26 protein-coding genes and 1 tRNA gene are annotated in these 25,015 nt (G+C 68.0%); 18 read left to right on the top strand and 9 right to left on the bottom strand.

Annotated elements, in window-relative coordinates; genetic code table 11:
- Both BLW41_RS04805 and BLW41_RS04800 read left to right on the top strand, forming a co-directional pair.
- Positions 1-1,167 (top strand): acyl-CoA dehydrogenase family protein, encoded by a 1,167-nt coding sequence (locus BLW41_RS04805; protein WP_093116687.1) that lies wholly within the window; start codon positions 1-3, stop codon positions 1,165-1,167.
- A gap of 116 nt (positions 1,168-1,283) precedes the next feature.
- Entirely contained in the window at positions 1,284-2,111 is an 828-nt protein-coding gene (locus BLW41_RS04800) for an SDR family NAD(P)-dependent oxidoreductase (RefSeq protein WP_093116685.1), read from the top strand.
- Between the two features lie 41 nt (positions 2,112-2,152).
- Here the strand turns inward: BLW41_RS04800 and BLW41_RS04795 are convergent, their stop codons facing one another.
- Entirely contained in the window at positions 2,153-2,995 is an 843-nt protein-coding gene (locus BLW41_RS04795; RefSeq protein ID WP_093116683.1) for an SDR family oxidoreductase, read from the bottom strand.
- 156 nt (positions 2,996-3,151) lie between these two features.
- Here BLW41_RS04795 and BLW41_RS04790 point away from each other — a divergent pair, with 156 nt between their 5' ends.
- Positions 3,152-4,051, top strand: coding sequence for an N-acyl homoserine lactonase family protein (locus BLW41_RS04790; protein ID WP_093116681.1), 900 nt, complete (start codon positions 3,152-3,154; stop codon positions 4,049-4,051).
- Here the strand turns inward: BLW41_RS04790 and BLW41_RS04785 are convergent.
- Both BLW41_RS04785 and glpK read right to left on the bottom strand, forming a co-directional pair.
- Entirely contained in the window at positions 4,048-4,779 is a 732-nt protein-coding gene (locus BLW41_RS04785) for a lysophospholipid acyltransferase family protein (protein ID WP_177169336.1), read from the bottom strand. The two genes, BLW41_RS04790 and BLW41_RS04785, sit on opposite strands and share 4 nt — an antisense overlap.
- Positions 4,779-6,311 carry a glycerol kinase GlpK gene (gene glpK / locus BLW41_RS04780; RefSeq protein WP_093116678.1) on the bottom strand — a complete coding sequence of 511 codons (1,533 nt, stop codon included), beginning with the start codon at positions 6,309-6,311 and terminating at the stop codon, positions 4,779-4,781. The genes BLW41_RS04785 and glpK overlap by 1 nt, the downstream gene beginning before the upstream one ends.
- Positions 6,312-6,426: 115 nt before the next feature.
- Here glpK and BLW41_RS04775 point away from each other — a divergent pair, with 115 nt between their 5' ends.
- A complete protein-coding gene (locus BLW41_RS04775) occupies positions 6,427-6,639 on the top strand; it encodes a biotin/lipoyl-binding carrier protein (protein ID WP_093116676.1) in 213 nt (70 codons plus the stop codon).
- Here the strand turns inward: BLW41_RS04775 and BLW41_RS04770 are convergent.
- Positions 6,626-7,234, bottom strand: a complete 609-nt coding sequence (locus tag BLW41_RS04770) for a TetR/AcrR family transcriptional regulator (RefSeq protein ID WP_218138254.1) — start codon at positions 7,232-7,234, stop codon at positions 6,626-6,628. The two genes, BLW41_RS04775 and BLW41_RS04770, sit on opposite strands and share 14 nt — an antisense overlap.
- 223 nt (positions 7,235-7,457) lie before the next feature.
- On the opposite strand from BLW41_RS04770, the gene BLW41_RS04765 reads away from it, so the two are divergent.
- The 5 genes from BLW41_RS04765 (at position 7,458) to bioD (ending at position 12,536) form a co-directional block, all read left to right on the top strand.
- Complete coding sequence (locus BLW41_RS04765) at positions 7,458-8,360, top strand: ribonucleotide-diphosphate reductase subunit beta (protein ID WP_093116672.1); 903 nt, start codon at positions 7,458-7,460, stop codon at positions 8,358-8,360.
- Positions 8,361-8,503: 143 nt separating this feature from the next.
- Complete coding sequence (locus BLW41_RS04760; RefSeq protein ID WP_093116670.1) at positions 8,504-9,313, top strand: enoyl-CoA hydratase/isomerase family protein; 810 nt, start codon at positions 8,504-8,506, stop codon at positions 9,311-9,313.
- Positions 9,314-9,430: 117 nt separating this feature from the next.
- Positions 9,431-10,618, top strand: coding sequence for a biotin synthase BioB (bioB, locus tag BLW41_RS04755; protein ID WP_093116668.1), 1,188 nt, complete (start codon positions 9,431-9,433; stop codon positions 10,616-10,618).
- Positions 10,619-10,622: 4 nt separating this feature from the next.
- Positions 10,623-11,831 carry an 8-amino-7-oxononanoate synthase gene (gene bioF, locus BLW41_RS04750; RefSeq protein WP_093116666.1) on the top strand — a complete coding sequence of 403 codons (1,209 nt, stop codon included), beginning with the start codon at positions 10,623-10,625 and terminating at the stop codon, positions 11,829-11,831.
- Positions 11,832-11,861: 30 nt separating this feature from the next.
- Complete coding sequence (bioD, locus tag BLW41_RS04745) at positions 11,862-12,536, top strand: dethiobiotin synthase (protein ID WP_177169335.1); 675 nt, start codon at positions 11,862-11,864, stop codon at positions 12,534-12,536.
- 17 nt (positions 12,537-12,553) lie between these two features.
- Here bioD and BLW41_RS04740 read toward each other — a convergent pair whose 3' ends face one another.
- Positions 12,554-13,363 (bottom strand): sulfite exporter TauE/SafE family protein, encoded by an 810-nt coding sequence (locus BLW41_RS04740; RefSeq protein ID WP_093116662.1) that lies wholly within the window; start codon positions 13,361-13,363, stop codon positions 12,554-12,556.
- Between the two features lie 137 nt (positions 13,364-13,500).
- Here BLW41_RS04740 and BLW41_RS04735 point away from each other — a divergent pair, with 137 nt between their 5' ends.
- Genes BLW41_RS04735 through bioA form a run of 4 tightly spaced genes read left to right on the top strand, consistent with a single transcriptional unit; the run spans position 13,501 to position 17,838 of the window.
- On the top strand, positions 13,501-13,902 hold the full coding sequence (locus BLW41_RS04735) for an ArsR/SmtB family transcription factor (protein WP_218138253.1): 402 nt from the start codon (positions 13,501-13,503) through the stop codon (positions 13,900-13,902).
- Positions 13,899-15,296, top strand: a complete 1,398-nt coding sequence (locus BLW41_RS04730) for an MBL fold metallo-hydrolase (RefSeq protein ID WP_093116658.1) — start codon at positions 13,899-13,901, stop codon at positions 15,294-15,296. Before BLW41_RS04735 ends, BLW41_RS04730 begins: the two co-directional genes overlap by 4 nt.
- A 37-nt stretch (positions 15,297-15,333) precedes the next feature.
- Positions 15,334-16,491 (top strand): FAD-dependent oxidoreductase, encoded by a 1,158-nt coding sequence (locus tag BLW41_RS04725; RefSeq protein ID WP_093116656.1) that lies wholly within the window; start codon positions 15,334-15,336, stop codon positions 16,489-16,491.
- Between the two features lie 21 nt (positions 16,492-16,512).
- Complete coding sequence (gene bioA, locus BLW41_RS04720) at positions 16,513-17,838, top strand: adenosylmethionine--8-amino-7-oxononanoate transaminase (protein WP_093116654.1); 1,326 nt, start codon at positions 16,513-16,515, stop codon at positions 17,836-17,838.
- 30 nt (positions 17,839-17,868) lie between these two features.
- On the opposite strand, the gene rd is transcribed toward bioA, so the two are convergent.
- The gene (gene rd / locus BLW41_RS04715) at positions 17,869-18,057 is read right to left on the bottom strand and encodes a rubredoxin (RefSeq protein ID WP_093117361.1); all 189 of its coding nucleotides are present in this window, start codon (positions 18,055-18,057) and stop codon (positions 17,869-17,871) included.
- A gap of 79 nt (positions 18,058-18,136) precedes the next feature.
- Here rd and BLW41_RS04710 point away from each other — a divergent pair, with 79 nt between their 5' ends.
- The 5 genes from BLW41_RS04710 to BLW41_RS04690 all read left to right on the top strand — a co-directional run bounded on the left by BLW41_RS04710 (position 18,137) and on the right by BLW41_RS04690 (position 23,183).
- Positions 18,137-18,757: an NUDIX hydrolase gene (locus BLW41_RS04710; RefSeq protein WP_177169334.1), complete on the top strand. Its 621-nt coding sequence runs from the start codon at positions 18,137-18,139 to the stop codon at positions 18,755-18,757.
- 203 nt (positions 18,758-18,960) lie between these two features.
- The gene (locus BLW41_RS04705) at positions 18,961-19,968 is read left to right on the top strand and encodes an NAD-dependent epimerase/dehydratase family protein (protein WP_218138252.1); all 1,008 of its coding nucleotides are present in this window, start codon (positions 18,961-18,963) and stop codon (positions 19,966-19,968) included.
- Positions 19,969-19,979: 11 nt separating this feature from the next.
- On the top strand, positions 19,980-21,014 hold the full coding sequence (locus BLW41_RS04700; protein WP_093117359.1) for an alcohol dehydrogenase catalytic domain-containing protein: 1,035 nt from the start codon (positions 19,980-19,982) through the stop codon (positions 21,012-21,014).
- Positions 21,015-21,028: 14 nt separating this feature from the next.
- Complete coding sequence (locus BLW41_RS04695) at positions 21,029-22,525, top strand: aldehyde dehydrogenase family protein (RefSeq protein WP_093116648.1); 1,497 nt, start codon at positions 21,029-21,031, stop codon at positions 22,523-22,525.
- Positions 22,526-22,529: 4 nt separating this feature from the next.
- Positions 22,530-23,183, top strand: a complete 654-nt coding sequence (locus BLW41_RS04690; protein WP_093116646.1) for an NUDIX hydrolase — start codon at positions 22,530-22,532, stop codon at positions 23,181-23,183.
- Here BLW41_RS04690 and BLW41_RS04685 read toward each other — a convergent pair.
- From BLW41_RS04685 to BLW41_RS04675, 3 genes are all read right to left on the bottom strand, one after another.
- Positions 23,180-24,370: a PQQ-dependent sugar dehydrogenase gene (locus tag BLW41_RS04685; RefSeq protein WP_093116644.1), complete on the bottom strand. Its 1,191-nt coding sequence runs from the start codon at positions 24,368-24,370 to the stop codon at positions 23,180-23,182. The two genes, BLW41_RS04690 and BLW41_RS04685, sit on opposite strands and share 4 nt — an antisense overlap.
- Before the next feature lie 16 nt (positions 24,371-24,386).
- Positions 24,387-24,460, bottom strand: a tRNA-Pro gene (locus BLW41_RS04680).
- A gap of 175 nt (positions 24,461-24,635) precedes the next feature.
- Entirely contained in the window at positions 24,636-24,980 is a 345-nt protein-coding gene (locus tag BLW41_RS04675; protein WP_093116642.1) for a hypothetical protein, read from the bottom strand.
- Between the last annotated feature and the right edge of the window lie 35 nt (positions 24,981-25,015).

Raw genomic sequence — 25,015 nt, 5'->3', positions numbered from 1 at the left:
GTGCTCGGCGCCAGCGCAGAGCGCAAGCCGGTCCCTCCGTTTGGCGAGAGGCATGAGCGCCTAAGAGCCGAGATAAGGGAGTTCGTCGAAGGCGAGCTGCGCCCGCACGCCGACGAATGGGAGCGGGCGCGCTCGTTTCCCGACGACGTCTTCCGGCGCATGGGCGAGCGTGGTCTGCTCGGCCTCAAGTACCCACGGGAGTACGGCGGGAGGGGTGGTACGTGGGTCGACGAGGCGGTGCTGTGCGAGGAACTGGCCCGCTGTGGCTCGGGTGGCGTCGCAGCGGGTATCGGCGCCCATATCGGGATCGCCACACCGCCGGTCTGGAAGTTCGGTACGGAGGAACAGAAGCAGCGCTACTTGGTGCCAGCGATCAAGGGCGAGAAGATCGCGGCGCTGGCGATCACGGAACCAGATGCCGGCTCCGACGTCGCGTCGATCCGCACCCGTGCTGAGCGCGTCGACGGCGGCTGGCGGCTGAGTGGGAGCAAGACATTCATCACCAACGGGGTGCGAGCGCACTTCTTGGTGTTGGCCGCGCGCACCCGGCCCGAAGGAGGGCACCGCGGTCTCTCCTTCTTCCTCGTCGACACCGATCGACCGGGAATCACGCGGCGGCCGCTCGAGAAGCTCGGTTGGCACGCCTCAGACACCGCGGAGATCGCTCTCGACGGGGTCGTCGTACCCGACGACGCCTTACTCGGCGAGGAGCACGCCGGCTTCTACTTGATCATGGCCAACTTCCAATGGGAGCGGCTGCTCATGGCGCTCGGCGCGGTCGGCTCGATGCGCGTCCTGCTCGAGCTGGCGATCGCTCGTGCGCGTGCCCGCCGCGTGCGCGGACGTCCACTCGGCAGCTTCCAGGCGATTCGCCACCGGATCGCCGAGCTGGCGACCGTCCTATCCGTCGGCGAGGCCCTCACGTACCACGCGTTGCGGCTGTTCGCCGACGGACTCGACGCAGTACGGGAAGTCACGCAAGCGAAGCTCTTCACTCAGCGCGCTGCGGTCGCGGTGGCCGACGCTTGCCTCCAGATCTACGGCGGCGCGGGCTACACCTGCGCGGACGGTGTCGAGCGCGCCCTTCGTGATCTCCGGCTGGGCCCGATCGGTGGCGGAACCGACGAAATCATGAAGGAAATCCTCGGTCGGCAAATGGGCTTGTAGTCCCGGCAGGCGCGCGGCTGCTGCCGGCGCTCGCGAATCGTCAATATCACGGCCCGCCGAAACGCGGGGCATCTGCCCCGTCGCGGAGCCAAAGGCAAGAGAAAGGAGCGTGAGAGGTGGGAGTACTGGACGGCAAGGCAGCGATCGTCACTGGCTCGGCGCGCGGCATCGGCCGCGCAACCGCCGAACTGCTAGCTGAGCACGGCGCGAAGGTCCTGATCAACGACCTCGACGCCGACGTTGCGGAGCAAGCGGCCTCCGAGATCCAGGGCGAGACGACGGTCTTCGCTGGCGACCTCACCAAGGAAGGTGTGCCCGACCAGCTCGTTAAGAAGGCAGTCGACGAGTTCGGGCGCCTCGACATCATCGTCAACAACGCCGGATACACGTGGGACGGCGTGATTCACAAGATGTCGGACGAGCAGTTCCAGGCGATGCTCGACATCCACACTGTCGTCCCCTTCCGCATCATCCGGGCGGCTGCGCCGTACATGCGCGATGCGGCCAAACAGGAGCTGGCCGAGGGCAAGGAGGTCTTCCGCAAGATCGTCAACGTCAGCTCCACCTCGGGCATGATGGGCAACGCCGGCCAGGCCAACTACTCGGCGGCGAAGCTCGGCGTCGTCGGCCTCACGAAGACGCTCGCGAAGGAGTGGGGCCAGTTCAAGATCAACGTCAACGCCGTTGCCTTCGGCTTCGTCGAGACACGCCTCACGGCAGCCAAGGAGCAGGGCGAGAAGCTCGAGATCGAAGGCAAGGAGATCGAGCTCGGGATCCCCGAGCAGATGCGTCAGATGGCGCGCATGCTGATCCCGCTTGGTCGCCCAGCCACGCCGCAGGAAGCCGCTGGCGTGATCTTCTTCCTGTGTTCGCCCTGGTCGAACTACGTGCACGGGCAGGTGATCAACTGCACCGGCGGCATGTTCGGCGGGATGTACTTCTAAAAACCGCGTCTTAGTCGACGGCAGGCCAGGCGCCCGCGCGCTCAAGCGCGCGGGCGCCGCGCTTCTGCGGGCGGCTTGCCGCTCTCGTCGGCGAGCCCGGGAGGCGGATACGGGCCGAACCAGTTGTCACGCGCCCCGTCGATCGTGAGGATTGCTCCGGAGAAGTAGTCGCCGCCCGGCGAAGCTAGGAAAGCAACCAACCAAGCGAACTCCTCGGGACGTCCGAGACGACCGAGCGGCACCGTCTTGGCCACCCCCCGTACCACCTGCTCGGGGTACTTGGTGAGCAGCGTCTCGGTTTCGAAGTGGCCGGCGGCAATAGCCGTCAGGCGGATGTTGAAGCGGGACCACTCGATCGAGAGCACTCGCGTTAGGTTCTCCACCGCCGCGCGTGCTGCCGAGGAGTGGGCCATTCCCGGCAGACCGTGGTGCGGAGAGAGCGTTACGTTGCAGATCTTTCCGCCCTCGCCACTAGGGATCATCCACTTGGTGGCGACCGCATGGGTCATCAACCACGTGCCTTCGACGTTCAGGCGGATGACTGTGCGGAAGCCCTTCGGAGTGATGTCCTCAGCCGGCACCATGTACTGGCCGCCGGCGTTGTTGAGCAGAAAGTCGATGCGTCCGTGACGCTCCAGAACCTGCTCCACGAACGCGTCGACCTGCTGCTCCTCGCGCACGTCGCAGACATCAACCGTGATCGCGCCGTCGGGAGCCAGCGACCTGGTCTCCTCGAGCGGCTCACGCCGACGCCCGCAGATCGCGACCCGCGCACCTAGTCGCGCGAGCTCGAGCGCCGCAGCTCGGCCGAGCCCGCTGCCGCCTCCCGTGACGATCGCGACCTTGCCCTCGAGCAAACCCTCCCTGAACAGCTCCGAGCGCACGCCGGCAGCCTATCGCCGGGCGATCGCTGCCCGCCGGCAAATCGCCGGCGTGTTCCACAGCTAGGGTCGGGGTCTCGCTGGTGAGCGGCGGCGAGGGGCTCACTTGCGCCCATCGGGCAGGGACTCGCCCTGGGCCCGGGAAACACCTGCTCGTAAGTGCCTAGCGCGACGCCCGAACCTCTCACACAGCCGCTCGCCGGTGGTCTACCCGGGGCCTGCGTCGAGGTGCACCGCTTCGTTTGCGGTCGCGTGCGCGTCCCCCGCGAGCGGCTCGCGGGCTCACCGAGCCGGCTTGCCCGCTTACGCGGCCTCGGTCTGTGGCCTGGTGGCGAGCGCGTCGCGATCCCGATATTGGCTTTCGCTGTGCGCCATCCGCGCGCCGGCTGGCTGCTCGTGGACACCGGGCTACATCCGGCGGTGCGGGTCGACCCGCGCTCCAACTTGGGACGCCTCGGTGCTCTCGCGTTAGGTGACCCCGAGCTCGCACCAGGCGCCTCAGCAGCGGAACGCCTGCGCGCTCTGGGCGTCGAGCCGCAGATGGTGTCGGTGGTCATCCTCACGCACCTCCACCTCGACCATGTGAGCGCAGCAGGGGAGTTCGCGCACGCGCTCTTCGTGCTCGATCGCGCCGAATGGGACGCGGCCTTCGCGGCAGGCCCTCTCGAGGGATACGTGCGCGCGCAGTTCGACCTTGCGTTCTCTTGGCGCACGATCGATTTCACGCGCGAACCGGCGCGCAGCCACGCCACCTTCGGCCGCACTTTCGACCTCTTCGGCGACGGCTCGGTGGTCCTCGTTTCGACCCCCGGACACTCCGCAGGCCACCTATCGGTGCTGTTACGCGCGCGTAAGCGCCAGGTGTTGGTGTGCGGCGACGCCGCCGGAACCTACGAGACCTTACGTTCGCAGGCGATGCCCGCGATCGTCCACGATCGCCACCTCTACGAGCGCTCCTTGCAAGAGTTGCGTCTGTTCGCGCGCGAGTACCCGCAAGCGCTGCTTGTGCCGGGTCACGAGCCGAGCTTCCTAGCGGGGCCTGGCGACCTCGCGCTTTAGCGCCTACTGCGCTCGGCGCGGAGGCGCGTGTGCAGCTCGCGCACGCGCTCGAAGACGAGCTCCGAAGCGCGCTGCGACTGCTGACGACGGGGGCGTTCGACGCGCTCGAACGCCATCGGCGTCCCAAAGGCAACGGTCACCTGAGGAAAACGCAGCCGCCGCCAGTCGCGCGCCCGTTCGGTCCCGACAATCGCGGTTGGCACGACCGGTGCGCCGGATTCCAGAGCCAGGCGACCGAGGCCCCAACGCGGTCGGCCGAGCTCGCCGGTACGCGATCTGCCGGCCTCTGCGTACATCACGACGAGGCCGCCTCGCTCGAGCACCGTGAGGGCGCTCGTGAACGCCTCCTCGTCGACCACGCCGCGACGGATCGGAATCACCCCGGCGTGTGTGAGCACGAAGTCCAGCGGCGGCTTGAAAAGCTGCGACTTGGCGACGAAACGGACCTTCCTCCGCAGGTATACCGCGACGAAGAAGTGATCGAGAAACGAGAAGTGGTTCGGCGCGATGATCGCCGGGCCGAACGGCGGGACGTTCTCCAAACCGCGTGCCCGCGCCCGGTAGAAGCCGACGGTGTAGGGCGTCAACACGAAACGGCACAGCTCGTAGATCCAGTCGGGGTCGCGCTCGCGCGCGCGCCGGTGGTAACGCGCGAAGTGCTCGGGCGGGCGCGGATCTCGATAGGCCTGCGGCTTGAGTCGTGTGCGCGGCGCCTCGGTCGTTGTCACTACTTCGGCCTGTTCGGAGTGGTGTCTAGGTGACGGTGCGCAGCTGCGTCGGCGGCAGCTGCTGTCGGTGACAGCGACGACGCTGCGCGCGTCGCTTGAAGTGCGCGCCGCCACCCCTCGAGCAGGTACTCGCGCTCCGTGTCGCTGATGCGCGGCTCGTAACGGACACGTTCCCGCCAACGGTCACGCACGTCTTCGCTGGACCAAAGCCCGGCGCCGACGCCGGCGAGCAGGGCAGCCCCCAGCGCAGTGGTTTCGTTGACCTCCGGCACTGCCACCGGAATACCCAACACATCCGCTTGAAACTGCATCAGGAAGCGGTTGACCGTCGCTCCCCCATCGGCACGCAAAAACTGGGGCTCGAGCCCCGTCCGCGCGCGCATCGTGGCAACAGCGTCAGCGCTCTGGTAGGCAATCGCCTCGAGGGCCGCGCGCGCTAGATGCGCGCGGCCGGTGCCGCGTGTCAGACCGACGATCGTCCCCCGCGCGTGGGGATCCCAATGCGGCGAGCCGAGCCCGGTGAGCGCCGGCACGAAGTAAACGCCCTCGTTGTCCGGCAGCGACGCTGCGAGCGCTTCAGTCTCGGCTGCGTCGGCGATCAGACCGAGTCCGTCGCGCAGCCACTGCACGGCCGCGCCGGTCACGAAGATCGACGCCTCGAGCGCGTACGTCGGGCGATCATCGAGGAGCCAGGCGATCGTCGTCACCAGCCCGTGCGCGGGTGGCGGTAACCGCTCGCCGACGTTCTCGAGCACGAAGCTGCCAGTTCCGTAGGTGTTTTTCAACTCGCCGGAGGCGAGACAGGCCTGCCCGAACAGCGCCGCCTGCTGATCGCCGGCGATGCCGGCCACAGGAACTCGACCCCCGAAAACCTCGGTCTCGCCGTAAACAGCAGCGCTCGGCAGGACTTCCGGAAGGGCGCTGCGCGGTACCTCGAAGAGGGCGCAGAGGTCTTCGTCAAAAGCGAGCGCTGCGAGGTCGAACAGCAACGTTCGGCTGGCGTTACTGGCGTCCGTTGCGTGTCGTCCGCAGAGCTGAAAACAAAGCCACGAGTCGACGGTTCCGAAGCGTGCGCGGGGCCCTGCCTCAGCGACCGCCGGTTCGTTGAGGAGCAACCACTGGATCTTCGTCGCCGAGAAGTAGGGGTCCAACAGCAAGCCGGTGCGCTCGCGTAGAAACGGCTCGCGCCCGTGCTCTCGCAGCTCCTGACAGCGGTCGGCGGTTCGCCGATCCTGCCAGACGATCGCCGGGGCTAGCGGCTCGCCGCTGCGCACATCCCAGGCGACGACTGTCTCGCGCTGGTTGGTGATCCCGATTGCACGCAGCTGGCGGCCTTCAACGCCGGCCGCGCGCAGCGCGTCACGGGCCGCGTGCAACGCGCTCTCGACGAGCTCCCGCGGGTCGTGCTCGACCCAGCCGGGACGCGGGTAGTGCTGTTTGATTTCGCGGTAGCCCCGGCCGAGCGGGCGGGCATCCTCGTCGAAGAGGATCGCCGTCGAGCCGGTAGTACCTTGGTCGATCGCCAGGATCATGCGTCGTTAATGAAACCGCGGCGCGGCTTTGATACGCCCCGATGGTCGCGCGCGTCGCGCTGGCCTGTATCTTGGCGCGCCGCAGAGGGATCAAGCAGGAGGAGGTGCAGAGCGGATGCCGGAGGTTCCCGCGCACATAACGGGCACGGTCTGGAAGATCGAGTGCGAAGTAGGCCAACAGGTCGAGGAGGGCGACACGCTCGTGATCCTCGAATCGATGAAGATGGAGATGCCGGTCGAGGCCGAGGAAGCCGGCGTCGTGAAGGAGATCCTCTGCGAAGAAGGGCAGGCAGTTTCCGAGGGAGATCCGCTCGTCATCCTCGAGTAGCGGCGCCGGCCCCGCGCCCCGCTTTGCGGCGGAGGGGAGCCATAACGCCGTCCCAAATCCCCACGAGCGCATCGACCAGCGCTTCGTCGTCGACACCCGTCGAGCCGATGATGTGCTGGTAACAGGTCCGCTCGGTGCCCCAAACGAGCGCTACCGACAAGGCCCGCGCTTGTGTCGGCTCGACGCCGTCGGCACGCAGGCGACGTTCCGTGCCCTCGATGAAGCGCTCGACCAGCGCGCGCCAGAAGCGCGCTGTCGGTTCGTCGTATGTGGATGCTTCGACGACCGCCCGCAACAGCGCTGCGTGGCGACGATGCAAGGCGAGGATGGCGCGTAGCGCCGCGGTCAACTCGGCGCGCGTACCGGCGCCACTCCACCACCGGTCAGCCCGCTCGTAAAGCGCTTGTGCGACCGTCTCCGTGAGCCGCTCGAGCAGCTCGCGCTTGTCACGGAAGTAGAAGTAGAACGCGGTCCGCGTCAGTCCGGCGCGCTCAGCGATCCGCGCGACGCTCAGCTCGGCCAGCGAGAGGCCGTCGCCGAGCAGCTGCTCCGCTGCCTGCAGCAGTTTCGCCTCGCCCTCGCGCGGCCCCGTCACCGCATCGTTGCGCCGCGACAGCACCCCCCTGCGGGCTGTAGCGGCACCTGGAACGGCGGCACCTGGAGCTTGATTTTTCGCTGGGGCCCTAGGGGACACGGTGAGCTGAGTGTATGACACGAGGTCGGGTGCGCGTTTGACAAGTTGCTTGACATATCGTCAAGCGCGCGCTTCAATCAAGCCCCGAGCTCGCGCAACAGCGACCGGCTCACAAGGAGGCACGATGGCTCACCTGCTCGAACTCACCCAACAGGGCGACCCGGGGACAATCGTCGACGAGTCGCAGCTCGACAAGATCCAGCTCCAGAACCCCCAGCAGCTCTACGAGCTTTGGGAGCGGCAGCAGTGGCAGGCGCACGGAATCGACCTTTCCCGCGACCCTGCGGACTGGCAGGCGCTTTCCGATGACGAGCGCGAGTACATCTTGTGGGGCTTGTCGTCGTTCTTCATCGGCGAGGAGCGGGTTACTACGCAGTTCTCGGGGCTGGTGATGGCCTACGAGGACCAGTCCGAGGAGGCCTACCTCGCCACACAACAGGTCGACGAAGCGCGCCACACGCAGTTTTTCGGCCGCTACTACGACCAGGTCTTCAGCATCGGCGGTGGCATCGACGCTCAGCTCGAGCGCGTGCGCGAGCACGTCAACGACGCGTTCGTAAGGCTCTTCGACGAGGTTCTGGTCGCGGAGAACAAGCGCCTGATCGCCGATCCCTCAGACCGCGGCGCGAAGATCGACTTCATCACGACGTACATGATGGTGATCGAGGGCACGCTCGCTCTCACCGGCCAGTACACGATCACCACCTTCCTTGAACGGCGAGGCATTCTGCCCGGCTTCATCGAGGGGTTCCAAAACATCAGTCGGGACGAGCACCGCCACGTCGCCTACGGCACGTGGTATCTGCAGCAAGCGGTCCGTCGTGATCGGAGCGTCGGCGAGCGCGTACAAGCAAAACTCGCCGAGCTTCTTCCGATCGCAGCGGAAGTGCTGGTGCCGCCGGGCTGCTCACTCGAGGACGAGTGGGAGATGTTCGGCTTCACGCGCAGTGAGGTTCATGGTTACGCCTTCCAGGCGCTGTCGCGCCGCATGAAGGCCATCGGTCTCGGTATCCCGCAACTCGTCTGAAGGCAAGTCCGGGCGGCGCTGATCCGTGGCGCCGCCTGACCGCATCGGAAGCGTCGCCGGTCCTCCTTACGACTGACCGATCGGTCAACGTCGGATCTATGATCGGCGCGCCGGCGGGGCGCACTCCCCCGGCGCGCCGATCTATGAGCACCACCGCTGCGCGACAGATCGCCTCAGGCAAGCTGCTGCTCGACGAGCCCCTCGAGGGGGTCGTTCGCATCACGATCGCCAACGAACGCCGGCGAGGAGCGCTCGATCAGGAGATGCTCGACGCGCTGGCGGAGGAGCTGGGACAGCTCGATGCGCGCTGTCTCATAGTGCGCGGGACGGGCAGCGTCTTTTCTGCTGGCTATGACATCGGCGATCTCGACGGGAGCGACTTGGCGGAGGCCGCGGAGCGGCTCGTGGCACATCCCTTTCACGCGGCCATGGAGGCGCTCGAGCGCTACCCCTACCCGGTCATCGCGCAGCTCAACGGCCACGCCATCGGCGGCGGGCTCGAGCTCGCCTTGACCTGCGACATGCGAGTCGCCGCCGCCGGCATCAAGCTCGCCATGCCGCCAGGCAAGCTCGGCCTGATCTACTCGCACACCGGCCTGCGGAAGTTCCTTGACGTGTGCGGGCCGGCGATCACCGCGGAGCTCTTCTTCACAGCTCGCAACTTCGACGCCGAGCGGGCACTGCGGGTCGGACTAATCAACCATCTGGTGGCGGCCGAGGAGCTCGAGTCGTTCACGCTCGATCTCGCCCGCGACGTCGTCGCCTGTGCGCCACTCTCGTTGCGCGGTAACAAGCGGATCATTCGTACTCTCCGTGCACACCGCTGGCACTTGCCGGCGGAGGTCGAAAAGGAGCTCGTGGCGCTGCGCGAGTCGTGCTTCGCGTCAGCCGACTTTCACGAGGGCATCCGCGCTTTCGCCGAGAAGCGCACGCCCGAGTGGCGCGGCCACTAGGGCGAGCAGCCGCGCCGCGCAGCGAATTCGTAAGATCCCCGCCCACGCGTTCCGTCCGGAGCGCGGCGTAGCTTCGACGTCGAGCGAACGCGTTCGCTGCAAGGAGGTGCACTGGCGGTGCCGCCGTTGATAACGCGGGAGGAGGCCCTCGAGCTCGGGAAGATCGAGGACCACGCGGAGATCGAAAAGCTCGTCGAACGCGCGTGGCGTGTGCGGCTCGAGCGTTTCGGCGACTCCACCGACCTCTGTTCACTCGTCAACGCCAAGTCCGGCGGCTGCGCCGAGGACTGCGGTTTCTGCGCGCAGTCTCGGTACGCCGAGGCCGACACGCCGATGCACCCGATGATGGAGCCGGAGCAGATCCTCGAGCACGCGAAAGCTGCCGAGGCCGCCGGCGCGCACCGCTTCTGCATGGTCACGCAGGGCCAGGGTCTCTCCAAGCGCGATTTCGAGAAGATCCTCGAGGGCGCCCGGCTGGTGGCCGAGCACACGAACCTGAAGCGCTGCGTCTCGATCGGTCACATCTCCCCGGAGCGCGCGCGCAAGCTCAAGGAAGCTGGCGTGCAGCGCGTTCATCACAACGTCGAGACGGCGCGCTCCTACTACCCCGAGGTTTCCACCACCGTCCGCTACGAAGGACGCCTACGGACCATCAAGGCCGTCAAGGAAGCGGGGCTCGAGACCTGCGTCGGCGGGATCCTCAACCTCGGCGAGTCGCCCGAGCAGCGGGTCGAGATGGCGTTCGAGCTCGCCGAACTGAACCCCACGAGCGTTCCCATCAACCTGCTGAACCCGCGCCCGGGCACCAAGTTCGGTGATCGTCCCTTGATGGATCCGTGGGAGGCGGTCAAGTGGATCGCGATCTTCCGGCTCATCCTGCCCGATGCGCTGTTCCGCCTATGCGGCGGGCGCAACGAGAACCTCGGGCTCGGTGAGTTCCAAAAGATGGCGGTGAAGGCTGGCCTCAACGGCGTGATGATGGGCAACTTCTTGACCACACTTGGCTCGGACCCGGCCTGGGACCGGAAGCTCTTCACCGATCTCGGCCTGAACGTCGCGCGTCAGCCTGACAACGGCGCCAACCCGCGGCCCGACAACCGCTCCGGTTGGCTAGAGGGCGAGACGCCTCGCACGCCGATCGACGATCTCATCGACAGTCAGTCAGAGGCACCGCTTTGGAACCCCGCGCGCCAGCTCCGTCGCCGCAAGAAACGGCACGTGCCGCCGCGTCCGGACGGCGCCCCCAACCGCGGCTTGCGCGTCGTGCAGGTCGATCCGAACCGCGAGCGCGCGGTAACCGCCTGAGCCTATGCAGAGCGAGCTCGAGCAGCGCCTCGCCGAGCTCCGCGACAAGGGTCTGTATCGGCGCCTGCGGGTGATCTCCGGCCCGCAGGGCCCGCGCGTCTTGCTCGACGGCAAGCCGGTGCTGCTGCTGTGCTCGAACAACTACCTGGGCTTTGCCGATCACCCGCGCGTGCGCGGCGCCGCAGCACAGGCGGCGATGCGTTACAGCGCCGGTGCCGGCGCCTCTCGGCTGGTCAGCGGCAACATGACAATCCATCGGCGCCTCGAGGAGCGACTGGCGGAGTTCAAGGGCTATGAGGCCTGTGTCCTCTTCGGCTCCGGCTACCTCGCCAACACCGGCGTGATCCAGGCCCTAGCGCGCGAGGGCGAGGTCGTCCTGTCGGACGAACTCAATCACGCCAGCATCATCGACGGTTGCCGGCTCGCCAAAGCCGAGCGCTTCATCTACAAGCACTGCGATCTCGAGCACCTCGAGTGGGGACTACGCCAGGCCGCCGGCCGAGCCAGTCTGATCGTCACCGACTCGGTGTTCTCGATGGACGGCGATATCGCGCCGCTCGAGGGGATAGTCGAGCTCGCCGAGCGCTACGACTGCCGAGTTATGGTCGACGAAGCCCACGCCACCGGCGCGATCGGTCCCGGCGGTCGTGGCGCCGTCGCAGCGGCCGGGGTGGAGGACGCGGTCGACGTGCTCGTAGGGACGCTGGGTAAGGCGCTCGGCTCCTACGGTGCTTACGTCTGCGCCAATCGCACGCTGGCGAAGTACCTCGTCAACACCGCCCGCACGCTGATCTTCTCGACTGCTCTGCCACCCCCCACGGTCGCCGCTGCACTAGCGGCGCTCGAGCTCCTGGAACAGCGGCCGGAGCGGGTCGAGCGCTTACAGCGCAACGCGCGCGTACTGCGGAGCGCGCTTGCCGAACACGGCATCAAGGTGCGTTCCGAGACGCAGATCCTGCCGCTGGTGGTCGGCCCCGCGGAAGCCGCTACCGCCGCCTGCGAGCGCGCGCTCGAACGCGGCGTCTTCGCACAGGCAATCCGCCCCCCGACGGTGCCTCCGGGGACCTCGCGACTGCGCCTGACGGTGATGGCCTCGCATACGGAAGCCGAGCTGCGTGACGCAGCGCGCGTGCTCGCACAGGCGGTAAGGGGCGCCCAAGCGGAAGTAGCCCCGAGCCAGTTCGACGAGTCGCGGGCAGCACTCGTCGCGTGATCATCGCGCGAGTCGGACGGGCAACCAATCGTGCGCGGGCTTTTTGTTACGGCCACTGACACCGAGGTCGGCAAAAGCGTCACCGCAGCCGCGCTGATCGCAGCGCTCGCTCATGCTGGCCGCCGGGTAGCTGCCTTCAAACCAGCGGTCACGGGGCTCGATGAGCAACCCGGACCGTTCGGACGCGACCACGAACTTTTGGCGACGGTCGCCTCCGCCGGTCAGACACCAGAGGAGGTAGCCCCTTACCGCTTCGGTCCGCCACTCTCGCCCCATCTCGCAGCCGAGCTCGCAGGCGTCAAGCTCTCGCCGACTCGCTTGCTCGATCACGCGCGCACCCAAGCTGCGCGCGCCGAGCTCCTCGTCTGCGAGGGCGTGGGCGGCCTACTCGTGCCCCTCACACGGGATTTCCTGATCCGCGACTTGGCTCGTGCGCTCGACCTACCGGTAGTCGTCGCTGCGCGTCCCGGCCTGGGGACGATCAACCACACGTTGCTGACGCTGGAGGCCGCGCGGTCGGCCGGGCTCACGGTCGCGGCGGTGGTCTTCACACCGTGGCCCGATCGCGAGCAAGCGATTCACCGCTCGAACCTGGAGACCGTGGCCCAGCTCGGGCGCGTGCGCTGCCTGACCTTGCCAGAGACGACACGCGGCCAACTTGCCGCAGCCGGCAGTCAACTCGATCCCCTCGCGTTGCTCGCTTAGCCGAGAACGCTCCCGGCTCAAGCGAGCGTCAGCAACGTAAGTACTGCCAACAGTGCGAGCAGCAGGACCGTTGCCCGCTTCAGTCCCTCGCCGGAGGCGCGCTCGGCAACACGAGCGCCCAGCGCTCCCCCGACGACGCAGGTCGGCAATGCCAAGGCCCACGCTGCCAGTGGCGCGCGGTGGTAAACGGCCAGATGCGCGACGAGACCGACGAGCGCGGCCACGCCGACGACCAGCGAGGCGGTCGCGGCTGCGGCGCGGACCGGTACGCGCTGCAGCCGAACCAAGATCGGCAGCGCCAAAAAACCACCCCCGATCCCGAGCATGCCGGTCAGCGCTCCCAGTGATAGACCGGTTCCCAGGGCAACGCCGCGCTGCAACGGCGGGCAGCGGGCGTCACCAGTCGGCAGCGACGCTTCGTCAGCGGTTCCGCGCCGAGTCGACGGCGCGCCGCTAGCGATCGCGAGCGCCCCAACGAGGAGTGCAACAGCAGTGGCAATCGTTAGCGCCTGCGCCGACAGTGCGCCGTTCGCGAAAGCTCCTGCCACCGCGCCGACCGCCACCGGCACCGCCAGCGCCGCAGCCTGTTCGAGACAGGTGCGACCGGCACGCAGGTGTCTCGGCAGTGCCGCCGCCGCCGAGACCGCGACCATTCCCAACGCAACCGTGGTCGCGCGGTGGATGCCCTGATTGCCGAACTGCACGAGCAAGGGCACGGCGAGCAGCGATCCACCAGCGCCGAGGGCGCCCACGGCAACCCCCACCAACAACCCGATCAGCGCTAGTTCCCACACGTGAGGAGAAACGCACAACCCGATGCGCGCCAAGCTCGGTCCACGTTCCGGCTGACGTCGCCGGGGCGCCGGCGGTAGCGACGGTCAGGCGCCCGAGCGATCTCGCACCCGGCCATCTCACAAGCCTTTACAACCGTAATGTTGTCCACGAATGCTAGGATATCGAGCCAATGACGGAACTATCGCGCACGGAAATCCCCGCGAGCGGGGCGGTGGGCATGCCGAGGCCGCTGACGGAGGCCGCTGCGGAGCGCATCGCCAGGCGCTTCGCGGCGCTCGCCGATCCGCTCCGAATCCGGATTCTCGACACGCTCCGCGAGCGTGGCGAATGCTCGGTGGGTGAGCTAGTCGAACTGCTGGGTGCACGACAGCAGAACGTCTCCAAGCACCTCGGCATCCTGCTCCAACAGGGGATCGTGGCGCGACGAAAGGAGCGCACACGCGCGCTCTATCGGATCGCCGACGACACAGTTCTGCAACTGTGCGAGTTGGTCTGCGGCAGCATCGAGCGCGAACTCGCGGAGCTCGCGCGGCTGGTAGGGACCGACAACAGGGCGGTGCAACAAAGATGATCTTCCGCTGGATACCTCACGACGATCTCGGGTGTGCCTCGTTTCTGATCGGCGACGAGCGCACGGGGCGCGCGGCGATCGTCGACCCCAAGTTCGAGATCGACGAGTACCTGCTGCTCTCCCGCCGGTTCGGGCTGTCGATCGAGCATGTGCTCGAGACTCACAACCACGCCGACCACGTCTCGGGCCACGGCCGACTCGCGGCTGCCACCGGCGCCACGATCCACATCCATCGCCTCGCTGAGCCCGTTTACGAACACGAGCCTTTCGACGACGACTTCGAGCTGGCGCTCGGCGACGTGCGCATCAGGGCTCTGCACACGCCCGGGCATCGGCCGGAGCACACCGCCTTCCTGGTCTACGACCTCCGCCGTTCACACGAGCCGTGGGCGCTGCTGACCGGCGACTCACTGTTCGTGGGCGACATCGCGCGGCCCGACCTGGCGATCGATAAGGAAGCCGGGGCACGCGGCATCTTCCGCTCGCTGCGAAGACTGCTTGCACTACCTGACCACGTCGAAATATGGCCAGGCCACACCGGCGGCTCGCTGTGCGGCGGTGACACCGTCGACCGCAAACCAAGCTCGACGCTGGCCTTCGAGCGCGCCCATAACCCCATGCTGCGACTCGCCGACGAGGAAGACTTCGTGCGGCGCGCCACTAGCGCGCTACCGCCGCAGCCTCCGAACTTCCAGAACATCGTGGCGCTTAACCGCGGGCCGCTGCTGCGGGAAGGTGTAGAGGCGCACCCGTTGACACCGCGACAAGTAGAGGTGCGGCGGGGCGAGGGAGCGCTCGTCGTCGACATTCGAACGCCCTTCCAGTTCGACGAGGCGCACATTCCGGGTGCCGTGTCTGTGCCGGCAGCCCGCCCAGGCTTCGGGACGAAGTTGGCATGGATCGCCGATCCCGCGCAGGAGCTCTTGTTCGTCGGACGCGACGACGCCGATGCGCTACGCGCCGTACGACTCGCGGAAGCGGTCGGCTTGCGGCGGGTCGCCGGCTACCTGGCAGGGGGCATGACTAGCTGGCGCGAAGAGGGCCGGCCGGTGGCGCGCATCCAACAGATCACGGTCGCAGAGTTGCGCGAGCGCTTGGCGAGCGGCGAACCGATCCGCGTGCTCGATGTGCGCGAGCGCAGCGAATTCGAGCGCTCCCACTTCCCCGGTTCAATCAACGTTCCGTACCACGAACTGCGCGACGGGCCGCCACAGATCGCTCCGGACGAGCCGGTAGCGACCTTATGTGCATCGGGGGCACGAGCGGGCACGGCCGCCAGTCTGCTCGCCCGACACGGTTTCCAACGGGTGCTGCACGTAGTCGACGGCCTCGGAGCCGACAGCGGCTCAAACGCCTGCCTGGAGAGCACCGCCGCCACCGGTTACGCGGGCTGACCACCTACCGCAGGGCGCGCTCGGTACGCTCCGAGCGATGAGTGCTGCCACTGCTGCGAGGGTCGATCAGCGACCTTGCGTGGCGATCGCAGGCGGCGGCGTCGCGGCGTTAGAGGCTGCTTTGCGCGTGCGACGGGTAGCCGGTGAGCGTCCGCGCATAGTGGTGGCGGCACCGAACGACGAGCTCGTGGTGCTGCCGGAGACGGTGGCCGAGCCCTTCGGCTGGCGAGCAGCGCTGCGTCTCCCGTGGCAAGCGATCGCTGGCGAACTCGACCTCGAGCTGCGCAAGGGCGCTGTCGAACTCGTGGACCTCGAGCGCCGTCGGCTGTTGCTATCGGACGACGGCGGTGAGGTCGGCTACGACGGTCTGCTGGTCGCAACCGGGGCCAAGCGTGTACCGCCATACGCGCACGCCACGGTCTTCGATCCCCTGCGCACGGACACCGGCTTCGCGGGCCTGGTCCGCGATCTCGAGCAAGGCTTCTGCCGTCGACTAGCGATCCTCGTGCCACCTGGCCCCGGATGGCCGCTACCCGCCTACGAGCTGGCGCTGCTGTTCGCCGCCAGGGCGCACGAGATGGGGATCGATTGCGCGGTCACCCTCGTCACCGAGGAACCGGCACCGCTCGCGATCTTCGGTGAGCGCGCGAGCGTCGCCGTCCAGCGCCTACTCGCGGAGAGCGGGATCGAGACCCACTTCTCTGCCGTTGCGCACGTCGAAGAGGGGCGTGTGCTAGTTCAACCCGCCGCCACCGAACTCGTTTGCGATCGCATCGTCGCGCTACCGCGCCTGGTCGGCCCGGCACTGCACGGACTGCCGGCAACCGTGGACGGCTGGATCCCGATCGACTCGTCGTGCCGCGTCGTCGGAACCACCGGGCACGTTTTCTGCGCCGGCGACGCTTCGGCCTTTCCGGTTAAGCACGGCAGCATCGCGTGCGCACAGGCCGACGCCGCCGCCGAATGCCTGGCCACACGCCTAGGCCTGGCTCATGTCGGCTGTCACTCGTTCCGCGCAGTGGTGCGGGCGAAGCTCTTTACTGGTGGCGCGCCGCTCTACCTGGAGGCGCGCGTAATTGCTGGCCGCGGCTTCGAGTCGACGGTTGCTGATACCCCACCTTGGGGCAGCGAGACCAAGATCGCCGGCGAGGAGCTCTCGTCCTTCGTCGAGCGGTTCGCCGGCCAAGAGCAATAACGCGCTAGTACCTTGCCGCCCATGAGCGAGAGCGACCGTGCGGCACGCCTCGCCGCCGACGATCACCGCTACCTCTGGCATCCCTTCACGCAACAGCGCGTCTGGGAGCAGGAGGAGCCACTAATCATCGAGCGTGCCGAGGGCACCGACCTCATCGATGTCCATGGCCGCCGCTACATCGACGGCGTGTCTTCGTTGTGGTGCAACGTCCACGGGCATCGTCACCCGGTCATCGACCAGGCGGTGAGAGACCAGCTGGAGCGCGTAGCGCACTCGACGATGCTCGGCCTCACCCACCCACCGGCAATCGAGCTCGCCCGCAAGCTGGTGGAGATCACCCCGGCGCGCCTTACCCGCGTCTTCTACTCCGATAACGGTGCGACAGCCTGCGAAATCGCGCTCAAGATCGCCTTTCAGTACTGGCAGCAGCGGGGCGGTGAGTTCCGTCGCAAGACCCGCTTCATCGCGCTGCGAGAGGCGTACCACGGCGACACGATCGGCTCGGTGTCGGTCGGCGGTATCGACCTCTTCCACTCCCTCTACCGACCGCTCCTGTTCGACGCTCTGCGCGCCGAGCCCGGCGACGCCGGGGACCTGGAGCGCTTGCTCGAACGCCACGCTGAGGAGGTTGCCGCCGTCATCCTCGAGCCGCTCGTGCAGGGCGCGGCAGGGATGCTGCTCCAACCGCCGGGCTACTTGCGGCGAGTGCGCGAGCTGTGCGACCGCTACGACGTGCTGCTGATCTGCGACGAGGTGGCCACTGGTTTCGGGCGCACCGGGCGCATGTTTGCCTGTGAGCACGAGCAGGTCGAGCCCGACCTGCTGTGTCTAGCCAAGGGGATCACCGGTGGCTATCTGCCGCTCGCCGCGACGCTTGCGACCGAGGAGATCTACCAGGCTTTTCTGGGCGAGCCCGAGGAGAACCGGACCTTCTTTCACGGTCACACGTACACCGGCAACCCGCTGGCCTGTGCGGCCGCCCTCGGCTCGCTCGAGGTGTTCGAACGCGAGCGCACGCTCGAGCGGCTCGCACCGAAGATCGAGCTGCTCAGCGAGCTCTTGGGCCGCCATGTCAAGCCGCTGGCGAGCGTGCGCGAGATCCGTCAACGCGGCTTCATGGTCGGGATCGAGCTGCTCGGGTACGACCCGGCGTTAGTCGCTGGCCATCGCGTGACGCTCGAGGCACGCCGACGCGGTGCGGTTATCAGACCGCTCGGCAACGTCGTCGTGCTGATGCCCCCGCTCGCGATTTCCGAACAAGATCTCGAGCGTCTCGTCCAGATCACAGCCGAGTCGATAGTCGCGGCCACACGCGACCTACCGACACCGGCTATCGCCGCCTCCTAACTGGCGGCAAGTTCCTTTCGGCGAGTTCCGTTACTCCTCGAGCGGCTCGAAGTCGCGCTTGCGCGCCCCGCAGACCGGGCAGAACCAGTCGTCGGGAATCTCCTCGAACGGAGTGCCCGGCGGGATTCCACCGTCGGGGTCACCCTCCGCCGGGTCGTAGATGTAGCCGCAAGAGGTGCAGATCCACTTCTGGAGCGTTGTCGTCTGTGCGTCTCCCACGAGCCCGGGAGCGTACCGACTGGCGACCCCAACCCGGCACGAACTACCTGTGGAGGCGTCGCGGCGATACGCTCGCTCCGTGTCGTTCGACCGGCCGCCACCGGCCGAAGCGCTGCGGGGCGACGAGCCCACAGCCGAGCCGCGCCCAGCCGCGACCGTGATTCTCCTGCGCGACGGCGAGCAGGCATTGGAGGTGCTGCTCGTGCGCCGCAGTCCGACGCAGCGGTTTATGGCCGACTTTTGGGTGTTCCCGGGCGGCGCCGTCGACGAGGGCGAAACCCTGGCGCAAGCGGCGCTGCGCGAGCTGCGCGAGGAAGCATCGATAGCACTCGCCGGAGAAGAGGCGCTGGTTCCGCTCTCGCGCTGGATCACGCCGCGCGAGGTTCGTGTGCGCTTCGACACGCGGTTCTTCGTCGCGCTCGCCCCACCGGGATGCCGACCACGAGCCGACGGCAGCGAGTGCGTCGACGTCCGTTGGATGGCTCCGCGAGCAGCGCTGCGCGCCTGGCGGGAAGGCCAGCTGAAACTGGTCTTCCCGACGATCAAACACCTCGAGCTGCTGGCACCGTTGCCCTCCGCGGAGGCTGCCATCGCCTTCGCGCGATCTCGCGAGATACGTCCGATCGAGCCGCGCGTGGTGGTTGAAAACGGGAGTCCACGCGTCTTGTTGCCCGGCGAGCCCGGCTACGACAGCGCTTGACGACGGCCTCGGCGCGGCGCCGTCTCAGCGCGCAGGAAGGTAGTCTGAAGAGCGAGCACGCGCCCCCTGTGCTCTTTGCCTCGCGACTGCGTAGCGAGGCCACCGATTGCGTGCGGCGTCGGCCGGCATAACGGCCACCGCTGTTTGCGCCAAAGCCGAAGGCCTACATGTCACAACGATCGACGACAGATAGGCGTTTGACAGTGGCCGTCACCGGCCCCACCGGTGACCTCGGACGTGCGCTGGTACCCGCACTCTTGCGCAACCGGCGCGTCGGGCGCGTGATCGGCATGGCGCGACGGCCGTTCGACGCGCGCAGCGCCGGCTGGCGGCGTTTCGAGTACCTGCAAGGCGACATCACCGATCGCCACGCGGTGCGCGAGCTGGTGCGAGGTGCCGACGTCGTCGTACACCTTGCGTTCGCCGTCTTGGGCGCCTCCGACGAGACTTGGGAGCTGAACGTGGGCGGCTCGCGAATCGTCTTCGAGGAGGCGATCGAGGCCGGGGTCGGCCGCATCGTCTACGCCTCGAGCGTTGCCGCCTACGGCTTCCGTGACGACCTGCCGGCGCGCATCGACGAGCGTCAGCCGACGCTCGGCTCGCCCGAACACCCTTACTCGGCGCAGAAAGCCGCAGTCGAGCGAGCGCTCGAGGCTCTGCTCGAGACCAGCGGCGCTCGCACCCAGGCGTGGGTGATGCGTCCCTGCATCGTGGCCGGGCCGCGAGCGCGCACACTGATCGAAGAGCTCCCCTACGTACGCGCCGCGCGGGCCCTGCCCGGGCCGGTCCGCTCGATCGTGCGCTCGGCGCCGCTGCTGCGCCCCGTGCTTCCCGATCCGGGCGTGCCCTTCCAGCTCGTGCACGAGGACGACCTTGCGCGTGCCTTCGTAGCGGCGGTTCTGGGCCGCGGCGAACCGGGTCCGTACAACCTCGCCGGCCCCGGCCAGCTGACGATCTCGCGGCTCGCGCGTGAACTCCGTTGGCACGCGTTGCCGGTGCCACGGGCGGCAGTCGTCGCCGGCGGCGAGGTGTTGCGCCGGTTGCCCTTCGCACCCGCCGAGCTCACCTGGATACACGCTCTGCGCCGCCCAGTGCTGATGCGTTGCGAGCGCGCACGCAAACTGCTTGGCTGGCAGCCGCGACGCACCGCGCTTGCGACGCTGCGCGCGACGATCGAAGCGGCCCGCCGCGCCGGCACGCCGTTGCTGTAGGTTCACGCGCCGTGCGCGCGGTGACGTTCCAGGCCCCGGGGAAGGTACGCGTCGAGGAACGGCCCGAGCCAAGCGTGCAGGACCCCGAAGACGCGGTCGTGCGGGTCGAGACGACCGGCATCTGCGGCTCCGACCTGCACATCTTCCACGGCCGGGTGAAGATCGAGCCAGGCTTCACGCTCGGTCACGAGTTCGTCGGCACGGTCGTGGAAACGGGCGCGGCGGTCACCGAGGTGGCGGTCGGAGACCGTGTGCTCGGCTGCTTCTGTACCGCTTGCGGTCGTTGCTTCTTCTGCCGTCACGGCGACTTCCACAAGTGCGACCACGGACGCGTCTTCGGACACGGCAAGACGCTCGGCAACCTGCAGGGTGCGCAGGCCGAGTTGGTGCTCGTCCCGCACGCCAACCTAACCCTGCGACGCGTCCCCGAGGGCATGCCCGACGAGGTAGCGCTGTTTGCCGGTGACGTGATGGGCACCGGCTACCACGCCATCGTCGACGCTGGCCTCGTCGCCGGCGAGACCGTTTGCGTCGTCGGTCTCGGACCGGTCGGTCTGTGCGCCGTGCAGGCGGCGCAGGCTTGCGGGGCGGCGCACGTCTTCGCCGTCGACCGGGTGCGCGACCGCCTGGCGCTTGCCGAGCGCCTAGGGGCGCGTCCAATTGACCTCGAACGCGAAGACCCGCGCGAGCCGGTGCGCGCTGCGACGGACGGGCGCGGCGCGGACGTCGTGGTCGAGGCGGTAGGCCACCCCGATGCGCTGGAGCTCGCAATCCGTCTAGCGCGCAAGGCGGGGCGGATCTCCGGGATCGGTGTTTACGCCGAACGAGTGCAGGTGCACATGGGTCTTGTGTGGATCAAGGCGCTCTCGCTACGCACGGGGTTCGCCAACGTAGTCGGTCACCTCGATCGCGTGATCGCGCTGCTACAGAGCGGCAAGCTCGACCCGCGCCCGCTCGTTACCCATCGTTTGTCGCTCGACGAAGCTGCGGAGGGGTACGCGATCTACGATCGCCGAGAGGCTCTGAAGGTCGTTCTCAAGCCCTGAGGAGGGAGGCGGCGATGTCTACGCAAGCAGCGAGCAACCAACTCTTGGAGGCGGTCCGCCGCTTCCTCGCTGAACCGAAGCGACTGCTAATCGACGGCGAGTGGGTCGAACCGGCGGACGGTCGGCGCTTCGACGATCCCGATCCGTCCACCGGCGAGACGATCGTTGCTGTCGCTCATGCCGGGGAGCAGGACGTCGACCGGGCCGTGCGGGCCGCCCGACGGGCGTTCGAGGAACGACGGTGGCACGGGCCACCCCCCGCCCAGCGCCAACGGATCCTCACGCGTATCGCCGAGCTGATCGAAGAGCACGCGGACGAGCTCGCGCAGATCGAGTCGCTCGATGGCGGCAAGCCAATCGCGCTAGCTAAGCGCGTCGACGTGCGGCTCGCGGCCGAACACTTCCGCTACTTCGCCGGTTGGCCGACGAAGATCGAGGGCGCGACCCTGCCCGTCTCGCTTCCCAACATGCACTGCTACACGCGTCGCGAGCCGGTCGGGGTGTGCGCGCAGATCATTCCCTGGAACTTTCCGCTGCTGATGGCGGCTTGGAAGATCGCGCCCGCGCTCGCCGCCGGCTGCACGGTAGTGCTGAAGCCCGCCGAGCAAACGCCGCTGAGCGCGCTGCGGCTGGGCGAGCTGTGCCTCGAGGCAGGGGTGCCGCCGGGAGTGGTCAACGTACTGACGGGCGCCGGCGACACCGGGGCAGCGCTGGTCGAGCATCCGCTCGTCGCCAAGATCGCTTTCACCGGCTCGACCGCGGTCGGACGCGAAATCGGCGCGAAGGCGGGACGCGCTCTCAAGCGGGTGACGCTCGAGCTCGGCGGCAAGTCACCGAACGTGATCCTGCCCGACGCCGATCTCGAGCGGGCGATAAAGGGATCGTTTCAAGCCATCTACTACAACACCGGCCAGGTCTGCACGGCCGGCTCGCGGCTGTTCGTGCACAAAAGCCAGTTCGACGAGGTCGTCGCCCGGTTGGCTGAGCAAGCGCGAGCGGCGAAGGTCGGTCCCGGCCTCGACCCATCCACCCAGATCGGTCCGCTGGTGTCTCGAGAGCAGGAGCAGCGCGTCCGCAGCTACATCGAGCGCGGCGTGTCGGAGGGCGCCGAACTCGTCGCCGGCGGCGACGGCCAGAAGCCGATCGAGGGCGGCTACTACGTCGCGCCGACGCTGTTCGTGAGCGAACGCGACGACATCACGATCGCGCGCGAGGAGATCTTCGGACCGGTGCTGGTCGCGCTTCCGTACGAGGACTTGGAGGAGGTGGCGCGGCGCGCCAACGCGACCGAATACGGACTCGCCGCAGGCGTTTGGACACGCGACGTCAGCAAGGCCCACCGGATGGCAGAGCTACTGGAAGCGGGTGACGTCTACGTCAATATCTGGGGACCGAGCGACCCCGCGGCACCGTTCGGGGGCGTCAAGGCGTCGGGCATTGGGCGCGAGCACGGTCGCGAGGGTCTCGAGGCCTATCTCGAGACGAAGACGGTTTGGGTGAACCTAGCCTGAGACGATGGCGGCCGGCGAGCGACCGGTGGTGCTCGCAAGCGGGAGCTGGGATCCCGCGTCGGTCGCCGTGCGTTGGCTCGATCGCCCCTACCAACCGCCGCCCGAGCTGGAGCGCGAGGCCGACCGGGCGATCGCTGCGCTCGCCGAGCGTGGCTCCCCGACCCACGATGGCCTCGCCGCTCGGCTGGCCGACTTCCGCGCCACGAGCGAGCGACTGGAGCTCGAATTGCAGCCGGCGCGCTGGTCGCTGCGCCTGGTCGGTGGCGATCGCTGCCGCTCGCTGACGGCCCTCTGCGTCGTGCGGACCGAGGACGGTCGTTGGCTCGCCGGCCGCCGCGCCTCCTGGCTTGCCACCTGGGCGGGACGCTGGGCGCTCGGAGCCGGCGGAGCGGTGGAGGTCGGGGAAAACCCGGCCGAGACGCTCGCCCGCGAGCTCGCCGAGGAGTGGCGACTCGAGCCACGCGAGCTGCGGGTTCGCGCGCTTCTCGACCTACCCGGCGGAATGGCGATGATCGTCGGCAGCGCTCTCGTCGCGGCCGACGCCGAACCGATCCCCGACGAAGAGCACGATGCGTTCGCCTGGTGGCACCCGGATCCCGACCGTTGGCCTCCCGAGGCCGACGAGCGGCTGCGGGCAATGGCCCGCTGGCTCGCCTAACGGCCGGGAGCGAGGCGCCACACCCCGCCCTCTAGTGAAACCGCGTAGACCCGACCGCGGGAGTCCTCACCGAAGGACACGAGGCTGGGCACACGCAGTCTCGTGAAACGGACGCTCGCGCTACGCCCGCGAGGGAACGAAGCGATCCGGATCCGGGGGTCGCAAAGGTCTCCGTAGACGTACTTCCCGCGCAGGCGGCCGAGCTCCGGATCGCGCAGCACGTAACCGCCAATGATCGAGCAGACCGGCAGCTTTTGGTGCAGCTCTTGTAGAACCGGCCGCACGTAGCGCCCCGGGCCGCGCAACGGGCCCTCGCGATAGCGCAGCAAACCTTCGAAGATCGGCCAGCCGAAGTTGACCCCGCCAGGGGCTACGCGACCCCCGCCGGGCGAACGAAGCAGGTCGATCTCTTCGGCCGCATCCTGGCCGACGTCGGCGATCAGCAGGTGCCCCCGCAAGCGATCGAACGAGAAGCGGTACGGGTTGCGCAGGCCGTAGGCGTAGATTTCGTCGCGGCCCGCCCGCCCAACGAAGGGGTTGTCGCGTGGCACCTCGTAGCCGCCATTCGGACGCGGGCGGATGCGCAACAGCTTGCCGAGCAGCACGCTCAGGTTCTGGGCGTTGTCGTCTGGATCACCGGCACCGCCCCCGTCACCGAAGCCCGCCCAAAGTAGGCCGTCTGGACCGAAAACGATCTGACCGCCCTTGTGGTTGGGCCGATTGTGCACTTGGGTGATCACGTTGCGACGCGTGCTGGGAAGCGCCCGGTCGGGGTCCTGCGAACTCGTCAAGAACTGGTCGATGACGATGTATCCGCGCTTGTCCGTGTAGTACACGAAGAACCGACGAGACCGCCGGTAGTCGGGCGCGAACGCGAGCGACAGCAGACCTCCCTCGCCTTCAGTCGAGACGCGCGAGCGGATGTCGAGAAACGGTCGCGGCAGAATCCGCCCGCGACGCACCACTCGTACGGTGCCGTCGCGCTCGGTCACGAACAGTCGCGAGGTGTCGGCGGGAGCGGCCGTGACGTACGTGGGTGCCGCGAACTTCCCGACCAGCTTGAGCCGCAAGCTGGGGGGCGCAGTCACCGCCGGCTTGCTCGACTCGCCCGTGCGTGGTTGCGACGCGCAAGCGGGCAACGGCAAGCACACGACGATCAGAGCAGCGAGCATCGCGCTGCGGATCAAGACACTCGATCGAAAATCGGGCTGGCCGGATTTGAACCGGCGACCTCTCCGACCCGAACGGAGCGCGCTACCAGGCTGCGCCACAGCCCGCAGGGGAAAGCCTACCGCTGTGCACACGAGCCGTGGCAGGGCAGCGGCTACGGACCGGCGTCGATTTCCGTGAGCTTGCGCCGATCGCGCACCGCCAGCCACCCCCAGCACCCTAGACGACGAGACCCTGCCAGCGACGCACCAGCGCCCGGCCGAGGACCTCGCCTGGAAGGCCTCAGGAAGCGACCGCGTTGTAGTAGCGCAGGGCGAGCCCGGTGAGCAGCGTCTCGAAACACTGCTCTACGGGCAGGCCCTCGCGACGGGCGTACTCGCCGAGGCCGATGCGTTCGATCTCCTCGCTTTCCGCGATCACCTGATCGACGAGCTCCGGGTGACGGTCCGAGAAGTAGGCGCCGATCGAGTAGAGGCTTGTCTCCATCAGCGCTTGTAGGAACTGCTGATCGTCGCCCTCGACGACCGGTGCGCCGCCCTCGCCCACCCGTGCGCCGCTCTCGCCGACACCGAGCGGTTCGTCGTCACGCGACGCCGGTTGATCGGGCCTGCCACGACTGCCCGCCATGCGCCCCCGAACATACAGCGCGCGAGCCTGCGACG

Source organism: Thermoleophilum album, assembly GCF_900108055.1.
Lineage (GTDB): Bacteria > Actinomycetota > Thermoleophilia > Solirubrobacterales > Thermoleophilaceae > Thermoleophilum > Thermoleophilum album.
This window is presented reverse-complemented; position numbering and strand designations above follow the sequence as displayed.

Bases quoted from the DNA above. Each gene is read 5' to 3' on its own strand.
- glpK (WP_093116678.1), bottom strand. From the start codon at position 6,311: ATGATCCTGGCGATCGACCAAGGTACTACCGGCTCGACGGCGATCCTC.
- BLW41_RS04775 (WP_093116676.1), top strand. From the start codon at position 6,427: ATGCCGGAGGTTCCCGCGCACATAACGGGCACGGTCTGGAAGATCGAG.
- BLW41_RS04765 (WP_093116672.1), top strand. From the start codon at position 7,458: ATGGCTCACCTGCTCGAACTCACCCAACAGGGCGACCCGGGGACAATC.
- BLW41_RS04760 (WP_093116670.1), top strand. From the start codon at position 8,504: ATGAGCACCACCGCTGCGCGACAGATCGCCTCAGGCAAGCTGCTGCTC.
- bioF (WP_093116666.1), top strand. From the start codon at position 10,623: ATGCAGAGCGAGCTCGAGCAGCGCCTCGCCGAGCTCCGCGACAAGGGT.
- BLW41_RS04735 (WP_218138253.1), top strand. From the start codon at position 13,501: ATGACGGAACTATCGCGCACGGAAATCCCCGCGAGCGGGGCGGTGGGC.
- BLW41_RS04730 (WP_093116658.1), top strand. From the start codon at position 13,899: ATGATCTTCCGCTGGATACCTCACGACGATCTCGGGTGTGCCTCGTTT.
- BLW41_RS04725 (WP_093116656.1), top strand. From the start codon at position 15,334: ATGAGTGCTGCCACTGCTGCGAGGGTCGATCAGCGACCTTGCGTGGCG.
- bioA (WP_093116654.1), top strand. From the start codon at position 16,513: ATGAGCGAGAGCGACCGTGCGGCACGCCTCGCCGCCGACGATCACCGC.
- BLW41_RS04695 (WP_093116648.1), top strand. From the start codon at position 21,029: ATGTCTACGCAAGCAGCGAGCAACCAACTCTTGGAGGCGGTCCGCCGC.
- BLW41_RS04690 (WP_093116646.1), top strand. From the start codon at position 22,530: ATGGCGGCCGGCGAGCGACCGGTGGTGCTCGCAAGCGGGAGCTGGGAT.
- BLW41_RS04675 (WP_093116642.1), bottom strand. From the start codon at position 24,980: ATGGCGGGCAGTCGTGGCAGGCCCGATCAACCGGCGTCGCGTGACGAC.